At 66.2% G+C, this 17,918-nt stretch carries 12 protein-coding genes, 1 pseudogene and 1 riboswitch; of the genes and pseudogenes, 11 read left to right on the top strand and 2 right to left on the bottom strand.

What is annotated here, in order from left to right:
• Positions 1-47: 47 nt before the first annotated feature.
• Positions 48-767, bottom strand: a complete 720-nt coding sequence (locus VSR34_RS27230; protein WP_028213315.1) for an OmpW family outer membrane protein — start codon at positions 765-767, stop codon at positions 48-50.
• Positions 768-955: 188 nt separating this feature from the next.
• Here VSR34_RS27230 and VSR34_RS27225 point away from each other — a divergent pair.
• The 4 genes and pseudogenes from VSR34_RS27225 to thpR form a co-directional block, all read left to right on the top strand.
• A pseudogene (locus VSR34_RS27225) lies at positions 956-1,645 on the top strand (transposase); the annotation flags it as partial.
• 648 nt (positions 1,646-2,293) lie between these two features.
• Complete coding sequence (locus tag VSR34_RS27220) at positions 2,294-6,994, top strand: glutamate synthase-related protein (RefSeq protein ID WP_028213314.1); 4,701 nt, start codon at positions 2,294-2,296, stop codon at positions 6,992-6,994.
• A 129-nt stretch (positions 6,995-7,123) separates the two neighbouring features.
• Entirely contained in the window at positions 7,124-8,590 is a 1,467-nt protein-coding gene (locus VSR34_RS27215; protein WP_028213313.1) for a glutamate synthase subunit beta, read from the top strand.
• Between the two features lie 296 nt (positions 8,591-8,886).
• Positions 8,887-9,447, top strand: a complete 561-nt coding sequence (gene thpR / locus VSR34_RS27210; RefSeq protein ID WP_042290447.1) for an RNA 2',3'-cyclic phosphodiesterase — start codon at positions 8,887-8,889, stop codon at positions 9,445-9,447.
• Between the two features lie 202 nt (positions 9,448-9,649).
• Here thpR and VSR34_RS27205 read toward each other — a convergent pair whose 3' ends face one another.
• Positions 9,650-11,407 (bottom strand): ABC transporter ATP-binding protein/permease, encoded by a 1,758-nt coding sequence (locus VSR34_RS27205; RefSeq protein ID WP_028213311.1) that lies wholly within the window; start codon positions 11,405-11,407, stop codon positions 9,650-9,652.
• Positions 11,408-11,726: 319 nt separating this feature from the next.
• A riboswitch (TPP riboswitch) is annotated at positions 11,727-11,840 on the top strand.
• 239 nt (positions 11,841-12,079) lie between these two features.
• On the opposite strand from VSR34_RS27205, the gene VSR34_RS27200 reads away from it, so the two are divergent.
• The 7 genes from VSR34_RS27200 to mlaD all read left to right on the top strand — a co-directional run bounded on the left by VSR34_RS27200 (position 12,080) and on the right by mlaD (position 17,916).
• On the top strand, positions 12,080-13,228 hold the full coding sequence (locus tag VSR34_RS27200) for an FAD-dependent oxidoreductase (RefSeq protein ID WP_028213310.1): 1,149 nt from the start codon (positions 12,080-12,082) through the stop codon (positions 13,226-13,228).
• 55 nt (positions 13,229-13,283) lie between these two features.
• Positions 13,284-13,481, top strand: a complete 198-nt coding sequence (gene thiS / locus VSR34_RS27195) for a sulfur carrier protein ThiS (RefSeq protein ID WP_028213309.1) — start codon at positions 13,284-13,286, stop codon at positions 13,479-13,481.
• A gap of 92 nt (positions 13,482-13,573) precedes the next feature.
• On the top strand, positions 13,574-14,389 hold the full coding sequence (locus VSR34_RS27190) for a thiazole synthase (protein ID WP_028231686.1): 816 nt from the start codon (positions 13,574-13,576) through the stop codon (positions 14,387-14,389).
• Positions 14,386-15,498 carry a thiamine phosphate synthase gene (gene thiE, locus VSR34_RS27185; RefSeq protein ID WP_342964054.1) on the top strand — a complete coding sequence of 371 codons (1,113 nt, stop codon included), beginning with the start codon at positions 14,386-14,388 and terminating at the stop codon, positions 15,496-15,498. Before VSR34_RS27190 ends, thiE begins: the two co-directional genes overlap by 4 nt.
• A 168-nt stretch (positions 15,499-15,666) precedes the next feature.
• Positions 15,667-16,488, top strand: a complete 822-nt coding sequence (locus VSR34_RS27180; RefSeq protein WP_028213306.1) for an ABC transporter ATP-binding protein — start codon at positions 15,667-15,669, stop codon at positions 16,486-16,488.
• Positions 16,485-17,261 (top strand): lipid asymmetry maintenance ABC transporter permease subunit MlaE, encoded by a 777-nt coding sequence (gene mlaE, locus VSR34_RS27175; protein WP_028231685.1) that lies wholly within the window; start codon positions 16,485-16,487, stop codon positions 17,259-17,261. Before VSR34_RS27180 ends, mlaE begins: the two co-directional genes overlap by 4 nt.
• Before the next feature lie 73 nt (positions 17,262-17,334).
• Positions 17,335-17,916: an outer membrane lipid asymmetry maintenance protein MlaD gene (gene mlaD / locus VSR34_RS27170; protein WP_028231684.1), complete on the top strand. Its 582-nt coding sequence runs from the start codon at positions 17,335-17,337 to the stop codon at positions 17,914-17,916.
• Positions 17,917-17,918: the final 2 nt, after the last annotated feature.

Below are 17,918 nucleotides of genomic sequence, written 5' to 3'. Positions count from 1 at the left end.
GGGCGAGGCAAAGGGCTTGCGCAAGGTCATGCGCGCGCCGCAGCGCGTTAGAACGCGTAGCCGACCTTCAGGTACGTCACGAGCGGGTTGAGGTGAATCTTCGATTCAGCAACACGCTGCGTGCCGAACTGGTTGTTCAGGGTCGTGTGATAAGTCGCGGTCACGTTGACCGGGATATACGAGAGCGAGAAGCCGGCGAACCAGTGCTTCGTGAAGTTGTAGTTGAAGCCCAGGTTAAACACGGGGGCCCAGGAACGATCCGTCGAAACACTGGTCGGACCCCCAAGCACGCCCTGTTCAAAGGTGCCATTGGTGATATGGGCGTCAGTGAACCAGACGTAGGTCGCGCCAACGCCGACGTAAGGACGGAATTTTGCTTCCGCGCTGTTGAAGTAGTACTTGAACAGCAGCGCTGGGCTCCACAGTTTTGCCGTGCCCACCTTGCCGAAGCTGCTCAGTGTGCCGCCGCCGGAAATATCGAACTTCGGCGGAATGCCTATTTCGGCTTCGGTGGCGAAGTGGTCGGTAATGAAGTAGCCAAAGGACAAACCCACCGTGTCGGCCGTGCCGACACTGGCGCCGGTGCCCGGAATGGCGATGTTGACGGGCGTGCCGCCGACGGAATCGATCTTGAGTGGATCGCTGGTGTCCTGCGGCATGAAGCGGAACCAGCCAGTGGTGACGTAGAACGTGTTTGCGGATTGTGCGTGTGCTGCCGTGAGACTGGCGAGCGCGGCGACCCCTGCCAGCGCCTGTTTTAATTTCATATTAATGCTCCTCCATGAAAGGCCCGCTCATTATGAACACAACGTTTGCAACAAACCATACGCGACCGTTAGAGCTTTTTTACTAGGCGCCGCGAGCTTTCCGCCGAAGCCGCATGCCAGCGAGAACCAGCGCTGGTGCGGCCTGGCGGGTCTCCGGGTATTCACCAACGGAACCAGGAAAATCGAGCATGGCACGGCTTGCACGTCTTTATGTTCCCGATCAGCCGCAGCATGTGATCCTGCGCGGACTCGATCAGCAGCCCGCGTTCGTCGATGACCAGGACTACGAACTGTTCATCGACTGCCTGAAGGCCGCGGCGCGCGATCATCATCTGGCGGTTCATGCGTGGGTGTTGATGCCCGGCGCGGTCCAACTGCTCGTCACGCCTTCCGACGAATCCAGTCTGCCCAAGGCGATGCAGGCGGTCGGCCGGCGCTACGTGGCGCATTTCAACCGGCGCTATGCGCGTCGCGGCACGCTCTGGGAGGGGCGCTACCGCGCGACGGTTATCGAAGGCGAGCGCTTTTTCCTCCTGGCGAGCCGAGTCGTCGAGCTCGCGCCGGTGCGCAGCCATCTCGTGACAGCGCCCGAGGACTACCGGTGGTCGAGCTACCGCCATCACATCGGCCTCACCGTCGACAGCCTCATCACCGACCATCCGCTCTACTGGGCGCTCGGCAACACGCCGTTCGAGCGTCAGCGCGCGTACCGCGAGCTATGTGAGCAGGCGCTCGACGAACGCGAGACCACCCAGCTCATGCAGGCGACGCTCAAGGGCTGGGTGCTGGGCAGCGACACGTACCGCGACTGGGCGTCGCGCACCGCTAACCGGCGCGTGTCGCCGCTGCCGCGCGGGCGGCCGCGCAAGGTCCGCGAGGCACCGGGCACACCGGCCGTCGGCGCGGGCGTCAGTGGCGCGGCTTCCATGCCTGCGGCCGGAGGATCAGGAGGAGGCGGTGCCGCAAGCGGGCAGCCGGCCGGTGCGGGTCCCGGTCAGTCCGCCACCCATTCCGGGTCGCACACTGGCGCAAACCTGGGCGGTGCGGCTTCGACGACCGGAAGCGCCCACCCGGGCAGTGGTTCGGCTACAACATCGGGGGGGAATCAAGGAGGACCGACGGGCCATTCGGGCGGCTCGCAGGGTGCCAGCGGCGGCAGTTCGCCTGGCTCGACTTCGGGGCACGACGAGCGCAAGCCGGGCACCGGCACCCATTGATTGCCTTTAGGATCAAATGCTTAAGAGATAAACGGCATCTCCGGGTGCCGTTTTTTATTCTGCGATTTTGATATGGCCCCGTTAAAAAAATGTGCGACTGCACCAACACGATAATTGGGGTTCGACCATGACGTTTTATTTGCATCCCCTTGATTCGTCGCGTATATTCGCCTTTCGGCTCTCCTGGGCGCACAACGCGGGAAGCACGTAACACCCCGCGCAACGCCGTACAGCGGTCACGCAAGCGGCGGGAAACAAAGAACACGGAATCAACGGCCGGCAACGGCCCCCCACTCTGACGGTGTCCCCATGAACGATCACCAGCAGCGCGCCGCGGTGCCCGCCGCGCAAGGTCTCTATGACCCGCAAAACGAACACGACGCCTGTGGTGTCGGCTTCGTCGCCCACATCAAGGGCAAGAAGAGCCACGAAATCATTCAGCAAGGCCTGAAGATTCTCGAGAACCTCGACCACCGGGGCGCCGTGGGCGCCGATCCGCTGATGGGCGACGGCGCGGGCATCCTGATCCAGATTCCGGACGCCTTCTACCGCGAAGAGATGGCCAAGCAAGGCGTGACACTGCCGCCGTTCGGCGAGTACGGCGTCGGCATGATCTTCCTGCCGAAGGAGCACGCCTCGCGTCTCGCATGCGAACAGGAACTGGAGCGCACCGTGCGCGCCGAAGGCCAGGTCGTGCTGGGCTGGCGCGACGTGCCGGTCGATCACACCATGCCGATCTCGCCCACGGTGAAGGCGAGCGAGCCGCTGATCCGCCAGATCTTCATCGGCCGCGGCAAGGACGTGATGGTCACGGACGCGCTCGAACGCAAGCTGTACATCATCCGCAAGACCGCGAGCCACCGCATCCAGGCGCTCAAGCTCAAGCACGGCAAGGAATACTTCGTGCCGTCGTGCTCGGCGCGCACGGTCGTCTACAAGGGCCTGCTGCTCGCGGGTCAGGTCGGCGTGTACTACCGCGACCTGCAGGACGAGCGCGTCGTCTCGGCGCTCGCGCTCGTGCACCAGCGCTTCTCCACGAACACGTTCCCGGCGTGGGAGCTGGCTCACCCGTACCGCATGATCGCCCACAACGGTGAAATCAACACCGTGAAGGGCAACGTCAACTGGCTCAACGCCCGCACCGGCGCGATTGCCTCCCACATGCTCGGCGACGACCTGCCCAAGCTCTGGCCGCTGATCTACCCGGGCCAGTCCGATACCGCGTCGTTCGACAACTGTCTCGAACTGCTGGTGATGGCGGGCTACCCGCTCGTCCACGCGATGATGATGATGATCCCGGAAGCCTGGGAGCAGCACACGCTGATGGACGAGAACCGCAAGGCGTTCTACGAATACCACGCTGCGATGATGGAGCCGTGGGACGGTCCCGCCGCGATCGCGTTCACCGACGGCCGCCAGATCGGCGCGACGCTCGACCGTAATGGCCTGCGTCCGGCGCGCTACATCGTCACCGACGACGACCTGGTCATCATGGCGTCGGAAGCGGGCACGCTGCCGATCCCCGAGTCGAAGATCGTCAAGAAGTGGCGTCTGCAGCCGGGCAAGATGTTCCTGATCGACATGGAGCACGGCCGCATCATCGACGACAAGGAACTCAAGGACAACCTCGCCAACGCCAAGCCCTACAAGAGCTGGATCGACGCCGTGCGCATCAAGCTCGACGAGATCGAGCCGAAGGCGGAAGACGTCGCGACCGCGCGCACCGAAGCGGCCGCGTTGCTCGACCGTCAGCAGGCGTTCGGCTACACGCAGGAGGACCTCAAGTTCCTGATGGCGCCGATGGCGATGTCGGGAGAAGAGGCCGTCGGCTCGATGGGCAACGACTCGCCGCTGGCGGTCATGTCCAACAAGAACAAGACGCTCTACAACTACTTCAAGCAGCTGTTCGCGCAGGTCACGAACCCGCCGATCGACCCGATCCGCGAGAACCTGGTGATGTCGCTCGTGTCGTTCATCGGCCCGAAGCCGAACCTGCTCGACACCAACAACATCAACCCGCCGATGCGTCTCGAAGTCTCGCAGCCCGTGCTCGACTTCAAGGACATCGCGAAGATCCGCGCCATCGAGCAATACACGGGCGGCAAGTTCAGCAGCTACGAGCTGAACATCTGCTACCCGGTGGCCTGGGGCAAGGAAGGCATCGAAGCGCGCCTCGCGTCGCTGTGCGCGGAAGCCGTGGACGCCGTCAAGTCGGGCTACAACATCCTGATCGTGTCGGACCGCCGCGCCGATCGCGACAACGTCGCGATTCCCGCGCTGCTCGCCACCTCGGCCATTCACTCGCACCTCGTACAGCACGGTCTGCGCACGAGCACGGGTCTCGTCGTGGAAACGGGTTCGGCGCGTGAAACGCACCACTTCGCGCTGCTCGCCGGCTTCGGCGCGGAAGCCGTGCACCCGTACCTCGCGATGGAAACGCTCGCGCAAATGGCGCAGGGCCTGAAGGGCGATCTGTCGGCAGAGAAGGCCGTCTACAACTTCACCAAGGCCGTGGGCAAGGGCCTGCTCAAGGTGATGTCGAAGATGGGCATCTCGACGTACATGTCGTACACGGGCGCGCAGATTTTCGAAGCCGTCGGCCTCGCCGACGACCTCATCGCCAAGTACTTCAAGGGCACGGCCTCGAAGGTGGGCGGCATTGGCCTCTTCGAAGTGGCCGAGGAAGCGATCCGTCTGCACCGCGACGCGTTCGGCGACAACCCCGTTCTCGCCAACATGCTCGACGCGGGCGGCGAATACGCCTACCGCGTGCGCGGCGAAGACCACATGTGGACGCCGGACGCGATCGCCAAGCTCCAGCACTCGGCGCGCAGCAACTCGTACCAGACGTACAAGGAATACGCGCACCTGATCAACGATCAGACGAAGCGCCACATGACGTTCCGCGGTCTGTTCGAATTCCGCCTCGACCCGGCGCGCGCGATCTCGATCGACGACGTCGAGCCGGCCAAGGAAATCGTCAAGCGCTTCGCCACGGGTGCGATGTCGCTGGGCTCCATCAGCACCGAGGCGCATGCCACGCTGGCCGTCGCGATGAACCGTATCGGCGGCAAGTCGAACACGGGCGAAGGCGGCGAAGACGATAAGCGCTACCGCAATGAACTGCGCGGTATTCCGATCAAGAACGGCGACACGATGCAGTCGATCATCGGTCCGGAAGTCGTCAAGGACATCCCGCTGAAGGATGGCGACTCGCTGCGCTCGAAGATCAAGCAGGTCGCGTCGGGCCGCTTCGGCGTGTCGGCCGAGTACCTGTCGTCGGCGGACCAGATCCAGATCAAGATGGCGCAGGGCGCGAAGCCGGGCGAAGGCGGTCAGCTGCCGGGCCACAAGGTTTCGGAGTACATCGGCAAGCTGCGTTACTCGGTGCCGGGCGTGGGCCTCATTTCGCCGCCGCCGCACCACGACATCTACTCGATCGAAGACCTCGCGCAACTGATTCACGATCTGAAGAACGTGAATCCGTCGTCGTCGATCTCGGTGAAGCTGGTGTCGGAAGTGGGCGTGGGCACGGTGGCGGCCGGCGTGGCGAAGGCCAAGGCCGACCACGTCGTGATCGCTGGTCACGACGGCGGCACGGGCGCGTCGCCGCTCTCGTCGCTCAAGCACGCCGGCACGCCGTGGGAACTCGGCCTCGCCGAAACCCAGCAAACTCTGGTGCTGAACCAGCTGCGCGGCCGCATTCGCGTGCAGGCCGACGGCCAGATGAAGACGGGCCGCGACGTGGTGATCGGCGCGCTGCTCGGCGCCGATGAATTCGGCTTCGCGACGGCGCCGCTCGTCGTCGAGGGCTGCATCATGATGCGCAAGTGCCACCTGAACACCTGCCCGGTTGGCGTCGCGACGCAGGATCCGGTGCTGCGCGCGAAGTTCTCGGGCCAACCCGAGCACGTCGTCAACTTCTTCTTCTTCATCGCCGAGGAAGTGCGCGAAATCATGGCGCAACTGGGCATCCGCAAGTTCGACGACCTCGTCGGCCGCTCGGATCTGCTCGACACCCGCCGCGGCGTGGAACACTGGAAGGCGAAGGGTCTCGACTTCTCGCGCGTGTTCTACCAGCCGCAAGTCGGCGCCGAAGTCGCGCGCCTGCACGTGGAGTCGCAAGACCACGGTCTCGACCGCGCGCTCGATCACACGCTGATCGAGAAGGCGAAGGCCGCGATCGAAACGGGCGAGCACGTCTCATTCATCCAGCCGGTGCGCAACGTGAACCGCACGGTCGGCGCGATGCTCTCGGGCGTCGTCGCGAAGAAGTACGGCCACGACGGCCTGCCGGAAGACACGATCCACATCCAGCTCAAGGGTACGGCGGGTCAGAGCTTCGGCGCGTTCCTCGCACGCGGCATCACGCTGGATCTCGTGGGCGACGGCAACGACTACGTCGGCAAGGGCCTTTCGGGCGGCCGCATCATCATCCGTCCGACCAACGACTTCCGCGGCAAGTCCGAAGAAAACATCATCTGCGGCAACACGGTGTTGTACGGCGCGCTCGAAGGCGAAGCCTTCTTGCGTGGCGTGGCGGGCGAGCGTTTCGCGGTGCGTAACTCGGGCGCGACGGCGGTCGTCGAAGGCACGGGCGACCACGGCTGCGAATACATGACGGGCGGCACGGTGGTCGTGCTCGGCGAGACGGGCCGCAACTTCGCGGCCGGCATGTCGGGCGGCATCGCCTACGTGTACGACCCGGACGGCACGTTTGCCGGCAAGTGCAACAAGTCGATGGTCGCGCTCGAACCGGTCCTGCAACAGGCCGAGCAGGAGCGCACCGTGGACCGCGCGCTGTGGCATACGGGCCAGACCGACGAAGCGCTGCTCAAGGGACTCGTCGAGCGTCACTTCCAGTTCACGGGCTCGCCGCGTGCGAAGGCGCTGCTCGAAAACTGGGATGCGGCGCGCCGCCAGTTCGTGAAGGTGTTCCCGACGGAATACAAGCGCGCACTGGGCGAACTCGGCGCGAAGAAGGCGAACCAGGAAGAACTGGCCGCCTGATCTGGCAACCGGGTCGCGAGACGACTGAACGAAGACGAAGCGCCCGCCGCGCGAAAAGTTGCGCGGCGGCGGGCGCGGTCCCCTCACCGCGAATTTTCGCGAATAGATAGAGACAGACGAGAACCAAATATGGGTAAGGCAACCGGTTTTCTCGAGTTCGAGCGCCAGCATGAGGCGTACGAAGCACCGCTCACGCGCGTGAAGCACTACAAGGAATTCGTCGCGGCGCTCTCCGACGCCGACGCGAAGATCCAGGGCGCGCGCTGCATGGACTGCGGCATCCCGTTCTGCAACAACGGCTGCCCGGTCAACAACATCATTCCGGACTTCAACGACCTCGTGTTCCGCCAGGACTGGAAGAGTGCGATCGACGTCCTGCATTCCACGAACAACTTTCCCGAGTTCACGGGCCGCATCTGCCCGGCGCCCTGCGAAGCGGCGTGCACGCTCGGCATCAACGACGATCCCGTAGGCATCAAGTCGATCGAGCACGCGATCATCGACAAGGCCTGGGCCGAAGGCTGGGTCGCGCCGCAAGTGGCGAAGCACAAGACCGGCAAGAAGGTCGCTGTCGTCGGTTCGGGCCCCGCGGGCCTCGCCGCCGCGCAGCAGCTCGCGCGCGCTGGCCACGAGGTGACGGTGTTCGAGAAGAACGACCGCATCGGCGGTCTGCTGCGTTACGGCATCCCCGACTTCAAGCTGGAAAAGTGGCTGATCGACCGCCGCATGCGCCAGATGGAAGCCGAAGGCGTGACGTTCCGCACCAATGTCTTCATCGGCAAGGGCGAGCTGCCCGCGTTCATCGGCAACACGGCGAAGGAAACCCTCTCGCCGGACGAGCTGAAAGAACAGTTCGATGCCGTGGTGATCGCCGGCGGTTCGGAAACGCCGCGTGATCTGCCGGTGCCGGGCCGCGAGCTCGAAGGCATCTACTACGCGATGGAATTCCTGCCGCAGCAGAACAAGGTCAACGCCGGCGACAAGCTGCCGAACCAGCTGCTCGCCAAGGGCAAGCACGTGGTGGTGATCGGCGGCGGCGATACGGGCTCCGACTGCGTGGGCACCTCGAACCGTCACGGCGCGAAGAGCGTCACGCAGTTCGAACTGCTGCCGCAGCCGCCCGAGGAAGAGAACAAGCCGCTCGTGTGGCCGTACTGGCCGATCAAGCTGCGCACGTCGTCGTCGCACGAGGAAGGCTGCTCGCGTGACTGGGCAGTCGCCACGAAGCGTCTCGAAGGCAAGAACGGCAAGGTCGAGAAGCTGATCGCCGCGCGTGTGGAGTGGAAGGACGGCAAGATGGTCGAAGTACCGGGCTCGGAATTCGAAATGAAGGCCGACCTCGTGCTGCTCGCCATGGGCTTCACGCAGCCGCTTTCGCCGGTGCTCGAAGCGTTCGGCGTCGACAAGGATGCGCGCGGCAACGTGCGTGCCTCGACCGAGGGCGAGAAGGCTTACTACACGTCGGTCGACAAGGTCTTCACCGCCGGCGACATGCGCCGCGGCCAGTCGCTCGTCGTCTGGGCGATCCGTGAGGGCCGCCAGTGCGCACGTTCCGTCGATGCGTTCCTGATGGGCAGTTCGGAGCTGCCGCGTTAAGGCCGGATCTGGGACCAGAGTAAGCGCTAAAGCGCTAACTCTGGTCGACACGTGAGGGCCGCCAGTGCGCACGTTCCGTCGATGCGTTCCTGATGGGCAGCTCGGAGCTGCCGCGTTGAATCCAGTGCGCCCGTCGGTAAGACCGGGCGCGCGGGAGACGGCAGGAGACACGAAGCGAGAAAACCGGGCACCCGCAAGGGTGACCCGGTTTTTTTGTCCTTGTTGCCGAAGCGCCAACTCTGGCCGTCAGGGTTACCATGACGCGATTGCCCGACCGAACCCAAGGCCCGCCGATCATGTCCGAAGCCCCCGAGATCGATCGCGATACGCAAGAATGGCGGCGCTGCTTCGTCGCGCTCGCGCCCGATGCCGCATCGCGCGACGCGCTGGCCACAATCGACGTGCCGCCCAACGCGCGGCGCGTGCCCTACGCCCAATTGCATCTGACGGTGGCATTCATCGGCGCGATGTCGTTCGGCCAGGGGGAAATGCTCTCGCGGCGGCTCGCGGAGCACGTGCCGAGCATTCCGCCCGCACAGGTCACGAACATCGAAAGCTGGCCCGGGCGGGCACATCCGCGGCTTATGGTGGCCGTGCTGGCGATGTCCGATGCGTTCACGGCGCTCGACTGGCGCGTGCGTTCGCTGATGGGGGAGGTGGGATTGCCGCTCGACGCACGGGCGTTTCGCCCACATGTAACGCTTGCCAGATTCTCGCGCGACGCGGTGGGCGCGCCGGCCGCGAGAGGCGGCGAAGCATTGCCGCCGCTGCAGTTCGAGTCGCTGGTGCTGTATTCGAGCACGCTTGCAAAGCAGGGCGCGCGCTACGAGGCGCTGGCGAGCGTCGCGCTGGGTTGAGGCATCGCCCCGCATAGCATTAGCGCCGCTTTAGCGTCGATAGGGGCGAGCGTCAAACCATCGAGGTCGATTTCCGGCAAGCTCGCCGCACACGTGCGGCGTCAGCGCGACGCAACGCCATGCAATGCGGCGCGCGAGCGCTGCGCCGATCCCCGAGCCCGGCCCGTGATCAGCACGACGCGCTCGCAGCGCTCGCCCCCGCTCACGCGGCGACGCGCTCTTCAGGCATGCGCTCGATCTCGAGCGTTTCGTGGTGGTACGCCTCGAGCGATTCGCGGTGCGCGACGCTCACGATCGCCGCCTTCGGCAGGCGCTCCACGAAGAGCTTGTAGAGGCGGCCTTCGTTGTCGGGATCGAGCGCGCTCGTCGCTTCGTCGAGGAACAGGTAGTCGGGCTTGTGCAGCAGCACGCGCGCGCCGGCGAGACGTTGCTGCTCGCCCGGCGAGAGCACACGCGTCCAGTGCGCCGACTCGCCCAGGCGGTCCACGTAATCCTCGAGACGGCAGGCACGCAGCGCTTCGCGGCAGTCTTCGTCGCTGTAGTCGTCGGCGGGCGAGGGGTAGGTGAGCGCGGCCTTGAGCGTGCCGATCGGCAGATAGCTCTGCTGCGGGATGAACATCATGCGCGCGTCCACGGGCGCGTCGATCGAGCCTTCGCCGAACGGCCAGAGGCCCGCGAGCGCGCGCATCAGCGTGCTCTTGCCGGCGCCCGACGGTCCGCGCACGAGCCAGCGCGAGCCCGGCTTGATGGCGATGTCACGCACCTCGGAAAGCGGCGTGCCGTTGGGCAGCGAGAGCTTGAGGTGCTCGGTGGCGAGCTCGTTGCTGTCGACGAAGTGCAGGTTGATGCCGCCGTGCTCGGTGGCGGGCGAGACCGATTCCTTCAGGCGCGGCGAGTGGACCACGCGCACGAATTCGCGCAGACGGTTCACCGTAGCGCGCCATTCGACCAGCGTCGAGTAACTGTTGATGAACCACGAAAACGAGTCGCTCACGGTGCCGAAGGCCTGCGAGATCTGCATCAGCACGCCGAACGTGAACGCGCCGGCGAAGTAGCGCGGCGCCGCCACCACGAGCGGGAAGATGATGGCGATCTGGCCGTAGAAGCTCAGCACGAAGGTGAGGCGCTTCGTGTACTTCATCACGCGCCACCAGTTTTCGCGGATGTGCTGGAAGAGGCCTTGGGCGTTGCTGCGCTCGGTGTCCATGCCGTCGTAGAGCGCGATTTGCTCGGCGTTTTCGCGCAGGCGGATCAGGCCGAAGCGGAAATCCGCTTCCACCTTTTGCTGCTGGTAGTTGATCGACACGAGCGGGTGGCCGACCTTCTGGATCACGAACGAGCCGAACACGGCGTAGAGTGCGGCGGCCCAGACCATGTAGCCCGGAATCGCGAGAGGGTGGCCCCCCAGCGTGACGGTGAGCGCGCCGGCGAGGGTCCACAGGATCGTGATGAACGAGACGAGCGTGACGACCGTAGAGAGCAGGTCGAGCGTGAGCGAGAGCGTGCTCGTGGCGAACGACTGGAGGTCGTCGCTGATCCGCTGGTCGGGGTTGTCGGCGAGGCGGTCGCGCTCGATGCGATAGAACGCGCCCTTGCCGAGCCACTCGTTCAGGAAGCGGTTGGTGAGCCACTGGCGCCAGCGAAATCCGAGCATCTGGCGCAGATAGCGGCCGTACACCGCGAGGATGATGAAGCCGAAGGCCAGTTCCGTGAAAGTGACGAGCAAAGGCGGGAAGCGCTTGACGTCCTTGGCCTGCAGCGCGTTGTAGAACTCCGCGCTCCAGCCGTTGAGCCGCACGTTGATCCACACGACGAGCAGGTTCATCACGATGATCGCGACGAGCAGGCCCCAGGCGACCCAGCGTTCCTCGGAGACCCAGTAAGGCTTGATCAGACTCCATGCGGTGATCTTCTGATGCTCGTTCTGATCTGGCGTGGCGCTGGCAGGTTGGTTGGTCATGTGCATCCTGATGTTGTGCTGGGCCGCGTGGCCCGCTTAGGCCGTTGGCCGCGCCCCGCGCGGCGGCCGCTTCGCAGCGACGGCGCGCAGCAATATTCGCAGCGATTCTGTCGGCAGCCGCTTAAGTGAGACTTAATGAACCCATACGGAGACGAAAGCAGTGACAAAAGCGCGCGCCGGCGCTGCCGTCGCGTGGCGCTCATTGTCTCACCGCCCGGGCTTGCGGGGCGAAATTGGCGGGCCGAGGGCATTGTGCCAGAGCGGAAGCCCCGTTCCGCCGAGGTTTGCGGGCCGCGCGCGTTTTGTGGTCTAATCGGCGTTGACGAAACAGGGGTGCTTCACCGGTATGCGGGGCATGCTGTACTGAGGCTGAGAGAGACCCTTCGCACCCGATCCGGGTAATACCGGCGCGGGAAGTTTCCAGAAAGTCTTACCGGAGCGTCCAGCGTTTGCACGGGCGCCAGGATTCCCGCCGGGCTGCGCTACCGGCGCACGGTTCCGTACGATTTCCGTATCGGCCGTCTGCGCCGCATAGCCTCCACGGTCGGCCTTGCCAGCCGGTTTCGTCCTTGGGTACGTCTGCTTGCCGTACGGAAAGGATACGATGACCGCTTATTCTGTTGCTTGTTCCCCGATATTCGCCGCTTTCGCCTTGCGCGACGGAGCGTCGTCATGAGTCGCGCCCATCAACGCAGCGCGGGCGGCGTGCCCGACTTCGCCGTGCTCGGCGGCGGCCTGTGCGGCCGGCTCGTCGCCTGGCGTCTCGCAGGCGAGGGGCATCGCGTCGCGCTCTACGAGCGTGGCGGGCCGGAGGGCGGCGAAGCCGCCGCCTGGGTCGCGGCCGCCATGCTCGCACCACTCGCCGAGGCCGCCGTTGCGGAGTTGCTGATCACCGAGCTGGGTGTCGCCTCGCTCGAATCCTGGCCGCGCATCCTGGCCGAGCTGCCCGAGCCCGTGTTCTTCCAGCGCAACGGAACGCTCGTGGTCTGGCATAGCGCCGATCGCACCGAAGCGCCGCTCTTCGAGCGCCGCGTGCGCGCCAACGCGCCACGCTCGCTCGCCGACGCGAACTTCGTCGCGCTCGCCGGCGCGCAGCTGGACGCGGCCGAGCCCGCGCTCGCAGGTCGCTTCGCGCGCGGCTGGCTGCTCGCGGGCGAAGGCCAGCTCGACAATCGTCAGGCGTTGGCCGCGCTCGCGGCCGGTCTCGCTGCGCGTGGCGTCGAGACGCACTGGCACACGACGGTCGACGAGGCGAACCCGCCGTCCGCGCGCGTGACGATCGACTGCCGCGGGCTGGGTGCCAAGGCAGCGCTGCCGGGTCTGCGAGGCATTCGCGGCGAAGTCGCGCGCGTGCACGCGCCGGGCATCACGCTCACGCGCCCCGTGCGGCTCCTGCATCCGCGCTACCCGCTCTATATCGCGCCCAAGGAGAACGATGTCTTCGTGATCGGCGCGACCGAGATCGAAGGCGAGGACCGCTCGCCCGTGAGCGTGCGCTCGGCGCTCGAATTGCTGAGCGCGGCCTTCGCGGTGCATCCGGCGTTCGGCGAGGCGCGCATCCTGGAGCTCAATACGCAATGCCGCCCGACGCTGCCCGACCACCGCCCGGCGCTCATCTGGGACAGCAAGGCGACGCTGCGCGTGAACGGCCTCTACCGGCACGGTTTCATGATCGCGCCGGAAGTCGCCGACGAAGCCGTGCGTGTCGCTCAAGCGCTGCTCGACGCACGCGTGACCGACGCCGATTCGTTCGAATCGCTGCGGCGCGCGTCGCGCTGGGGCGAGATGTTGCACGCGCAGGGCGCGCACGAGCCGGCCTGACATGCAGCCAGGCCGCGCCGCGAGAAACACACTGCAGTTCGAGAACGTATTTGCCATGGACATTCATATCAACCAGAAGCCGATCACGCTGCCCGAGGGCGCGACCGTCGCCGATGCGCTCGCCGCGTTCGGCGCGCGTCCGCCGTTCGCCGTTGCGCTGAACGGCGATTTCGTGGCGCGTGCCCAGCATGGCGCGCGCGCGCTCCAGGCGGGCGACCGCCTCGACGTCGTGAGCCCCGTGGCGGGCGGTTGAGCCGCCCTCCGCCCGGCCGCCTGTCGCGCGCAGCGCCGCCTGTCGCATAGGTCGCCAGCGCGCTTTCACGACCCCGCCAAGGACATCTACCCATGACCACCCCTTCCACCGCCGACGCATTCACGCTCTACGGCGAAACCTTCGCGAGCCGCGTGCTGCTCGGCACGTCGCGTTATCCGTCACTGCAGTCGCTCGCCGACTCGATGGCTGCCGCGCGCCCCGGCATGATCACCGTCGCGCTGCGCCGCCAGATGAACGAGGGCACCGCCGAGGCGGGCTTCTTCGACCTGCTCAAGCGCCAAGGCGTGCCGCTCCTGCCGAACACGGCGGGCTGTCTCACTGTCAACGAGGCGGTCACGACCGCGCACATGGCGCGCGAAGTCTTCGAAACCGACTGGATCAAGCTCGAGCTGATCGGCGACGACTACACGCTGCAGCCCGATCCGGTCGGCCTGATCGAAGCCGCGTCGCGGCTCGTGAAGGACGGCTTCAAGGTGTTGCCGTACTGCACCGAGGACCTCGTGATCGGCCGCCGTCTGCTCGATGCGGGCTGCGAGGCGCTCATGCCGTGGGGCGCGCCGATCGGCACCGGCAAGGGCGTGATCAATCCATACGGCCTGCGCGTGCTGCGCGAACGCCTGCCCGATGTGCCGCTGATCGTCGATGCGGGACTCGGCGTGCCTTCGCATGCCTGTCAGGTGATGGAGTGGGGCTTCGACGGCGTGCTGCTCAACACGGCGGTTTCGCAGGCCACGCACCCCGCGGCGATGGCACGCGCATTCGCGCTCGGCGTCGAGGCGGGTCGCACTGCGTATCTCGCCGGGCCGATGGCCGAGCGCGAGGCCGCAGTGGCGAGCACGCCCGTGGTCGGCATGCCGTTCTGGCACCAGGATGGAGACAAGCGATGACCGATACGCTGCGACTGAAGGACCGAGAGCTGTTCTGGCCGCCCGCGGACGAACTCACGGAAACGGCGGAGCGCATTCGCGCGCGCCTCGGCGACTGGCCGCCCACGCATGCGCCGTGGCGCATTTGCTTAACGCCGCCCGATGCGCCCAATGGCGGCGATCTGATCATCGTGACCGACGCGGCGCCGCATCTCGCCAGCATCGCCCGCTGGATGACCGACGGCGCCGGCGTGATCGAAGCCGCGGGCGAGAGCCCGAAGGCGGCGCGCGCCACGCTGCATCTGGGCGGCGAGCGCTACGCGCTCGAAGGGGAGCTCGCCGAGGACTGGATCCCGGCGCTGGCGGCATTCCTCGACTGCGGATTCGATCCGCATGACGCGCTCGTGCTCGCGATGGCCTGGCGCGACGGCGACGAGCGGCAGCACGACGCCTGGCCCGTCGACATCCAGCGTTTTCCGCGCGTGCTGGGCCTGCCGGCCGCGCCCGCGCAGGCCTTCGCGCCGTGCCCGGCGAAGCTTGGCCTGTACCCGGTGCTGCCCACGGCGGACTGGGTCGAGCGCGTGCTCGACTACGGCGTGAAGACAGTGCAGCTGCGCAGCAAGCAGCCCAGGTCACCGGCGCTCACGAACGAAATCGGGCGCTGCGTCGCGGCGGGCCGCAAGCACGACGCGCAGCTTTTCATCAACGACCACTGGCAGGAGGCGGTCGCCGCCGGAGCCTATGGCGTGCACCTGGGCCAGGAAGACCTGCGCGAAGCCGACCTCGGCGCGATCGCGGCGGCAGGCGTGCGCCTCGGTCTTTCCACGCACGGCTACTTCGAGATGCTGACGGCGCTGCATTTCGGCCCGAGCTACCTCGCGTGCGGCGCGGTGTTCGCCACGACGACGAAGACGATGCCCACCGCGCCCCAGGGGCTCGCGCGGCTCGCCCGCTACGTGAAGCTGCTGGACGGCGTCGTGCCGATGGTGGCGATCGGCGGTATCGACGGCAATGTGCTGCCCGAGGTGCTCGCAACGGGCGCGGGCAGTGCCGCGGTGGTGCGCGCCGTGACCGAGGCGGCCGACCCGGCCGCTGCAGTTGCTGCATTGCGCAACGCGTTTACGCAATAATGGTCCGCCCTGGCTTGGGGCTGCGCGCCGCGCGCGACTCCAGGCCTCGGGGTGGCCGCAACCGCGACAGCGGGGATGTGGCCTGGATCAACGGCCCCGGGTGCGTCACGGCAGGTTTTCCACGATGACCCTATAATCCGGCCTTCGTGTAAATGGACTGTCTGCCACGTGCCCTTAACCTCTGAGACCCTGCTGGAGCTGCGCGACGTCGACTTCGGCTACGGCGACCGGCTCGTCCTGTCCGGCCTGAACATGCGCTTTCCGCGCGGTCGGGTGGTGGCGGTCATGGGCGCTTCCGGTGGCGGAAAAACAACAGTTCTGCGCCTGATCGGCGGCCTCGTTCGCGCGCAGCGCGGCCAGGTTCTGTTCGGTGGCCAGGACATCGGCGCCCAATCGCGCGAAGGCCTGTACGCGCTGCGCCGCAAGATGGGCATGCTGTTCCAGTTTGGCGCGCTGTTTACCGACATGTCGGTGTTCGAGAACGTCGCATTCGCCCTGCGCGAGCACACCGATTTGCCCGAAGAGCTGATCCGCGACCTCGTGTTGATGAAGCTCAATGCCGTGGGCCTGCGTGGCGCGCGCGACCTCGCTCCGTCGGAAATCTCGGGCGGCATGGCGCGCCGCGTGGCGCTTGCCCGCGCCATCGCCCTCGACCCCGAGCTGATGATGTACGACGAGCCGTTCGCCGGCCTCGATCCCATTTCGCTCGGCATCACCGCGAACCTCATCCGCACGCTCAACGACGCGCTCGGCGCGACCTCGATCCTCGTCACGCACGACGTGCCCGAGTCGTTCGCGATCGCCGACTACGTCTATTTCATGTCGAACGGCCGCGTGCAGGCGCAAGGCACGCCCGCCGAGCTGCGCGCCTCGACGGACCCGACCGTGCGCCAGTTCATCGACGGCGCGCCGGACGGCCCGTTCCGCTTTCACTACCCGTCGAACCTGCCGCTCGAAGCGGACTTCGGCATTGGCGGAGGACGCTCATGATCGGCGCCATCAGCTCGATCGGGCGCAACGTGCTCGACACCATCGCGCGCGCGGGGCACGCCACGCGCTTCTTCGTGCGCCTCGTCCTCGAATTCTTCCCGCTGCTGCGCCGCCCGCGGCTCGTCACGAAGCAGATCCACTTCGTCGGTAACTATTCGTTGTTGATCATCGCCGTGTCGGGCCTCTTCGTGGGCTTCGTGCTCGGCCTGCAGGGCTACTACACGCTCAACCGCTACGGCTCCGAACAGGCGCTCGGGTTGCTCGTGGCGCTTTCGCTCGTGCGCGAGCTGGGGCCCGTCGTCACGGCGCTGCTGTTCGCGGGCCGCGCGGGCACATCGCTCACGGCCGAGATCGGCCTCATGAAGGCGGGCGAGCAGCTCACCGCCATGGAGATGATGGCGGTGGACCCCGTGCGCATCGTAATCGCGCCGCGCATGTGGGCGGGCGTGGTCGCCATGCCGGTTCTCGCGGCGATCTTCAGCGCGGTCGGCATTCTGGGCGGCTACGTGGTGGGCGTCGTGCTCATCGGCGTGGACGCCGGTGCGTTCTGGTCGCAAATGCAGGGCGGCGTGGACGTCTGGGCAGACGTGGGCAACGGCGTGATCAAGAGCATCGTGTTCGGCTTCGCTGTCACGTTCACCGCGCTTTATCAGGGTTATGAGGCCAAGCCCACGCCGGAGGGCGTGTCGCGCGCGACCACGAAGACGGTCGTGTACGCATCGCTCGCGGTGCTCGGCCTCGACTTCCTGCTCACCGCGCTGATGTTCAGCTAATGGCGCCGGGCAGTGTCCCGGCCGCGCGGCGCTCGCGTGAGCGCCGCCGCAACGGATTCTCATTGGGATGACGATGAAAAAGAATGCTCTCGACTTCTGGGTCGGCCTGTTCGTGGTGCTGGGTTTTATCGCGCTGCTGTTTCTCGCGCTGAAGGCGGGCAACATGAGTTCGCTGTCGTTCCAGCGCACCTACGCGGTGAAGCTCAAGTTCGACAACATCGGCGGGCTCAAGCCGCGCGCGCCAGTCAAGAGCGCGGGCGTGACGGTGGGCCGGGTGGCGTCGATCGGCTTCGACTCCAACACCTATCAGGCGTTGGTGACGATCAACCTCGACCAGCAGTATCAGTTTCCGAAGGACACCTCGGCGAAGATCCTGACGTCCGGCTTGCTCGGCGAGCAGTACATCGGCCTCGAGCCGGGCGGCGACTCTGAAATGCTCAAGGACGGCGACACGATTTCGATGACGCAGTCGGCCATCGTGCTCGAAAACCTGATCGGCCAGTTCCTGTATAGCAAGGCGGCCGATTCGGGCGCCGCCAAGGCGTCCAACGGCGCGCCCAACAGCGCACCGAACGGCGCGAGCACGGATGCAGCGTCTGCCGCGGCGCCCGCGCCGGCACCTGCGCAGGCGCCGGCTGCTTCGGCGGCCCAATAAGG

Origin of the sequence: Paraburkholderia sp. JHI2823 (genome assembly GCF_038900695.1) — a bacterium.
Classification (GTDB): domain Bacteria; phylum Pseudomonadota; class Gammaproteobacteria; order Burkholderiales; family Burkholderiaceae; genus Paraburkholderia; species Paraburkholderia mimosarum.
The sequence above is the reverse complement of the archived record's forward strand: the minus strand, read 5'-3'. Positions and strand labels throughout refer to the sequence as shown.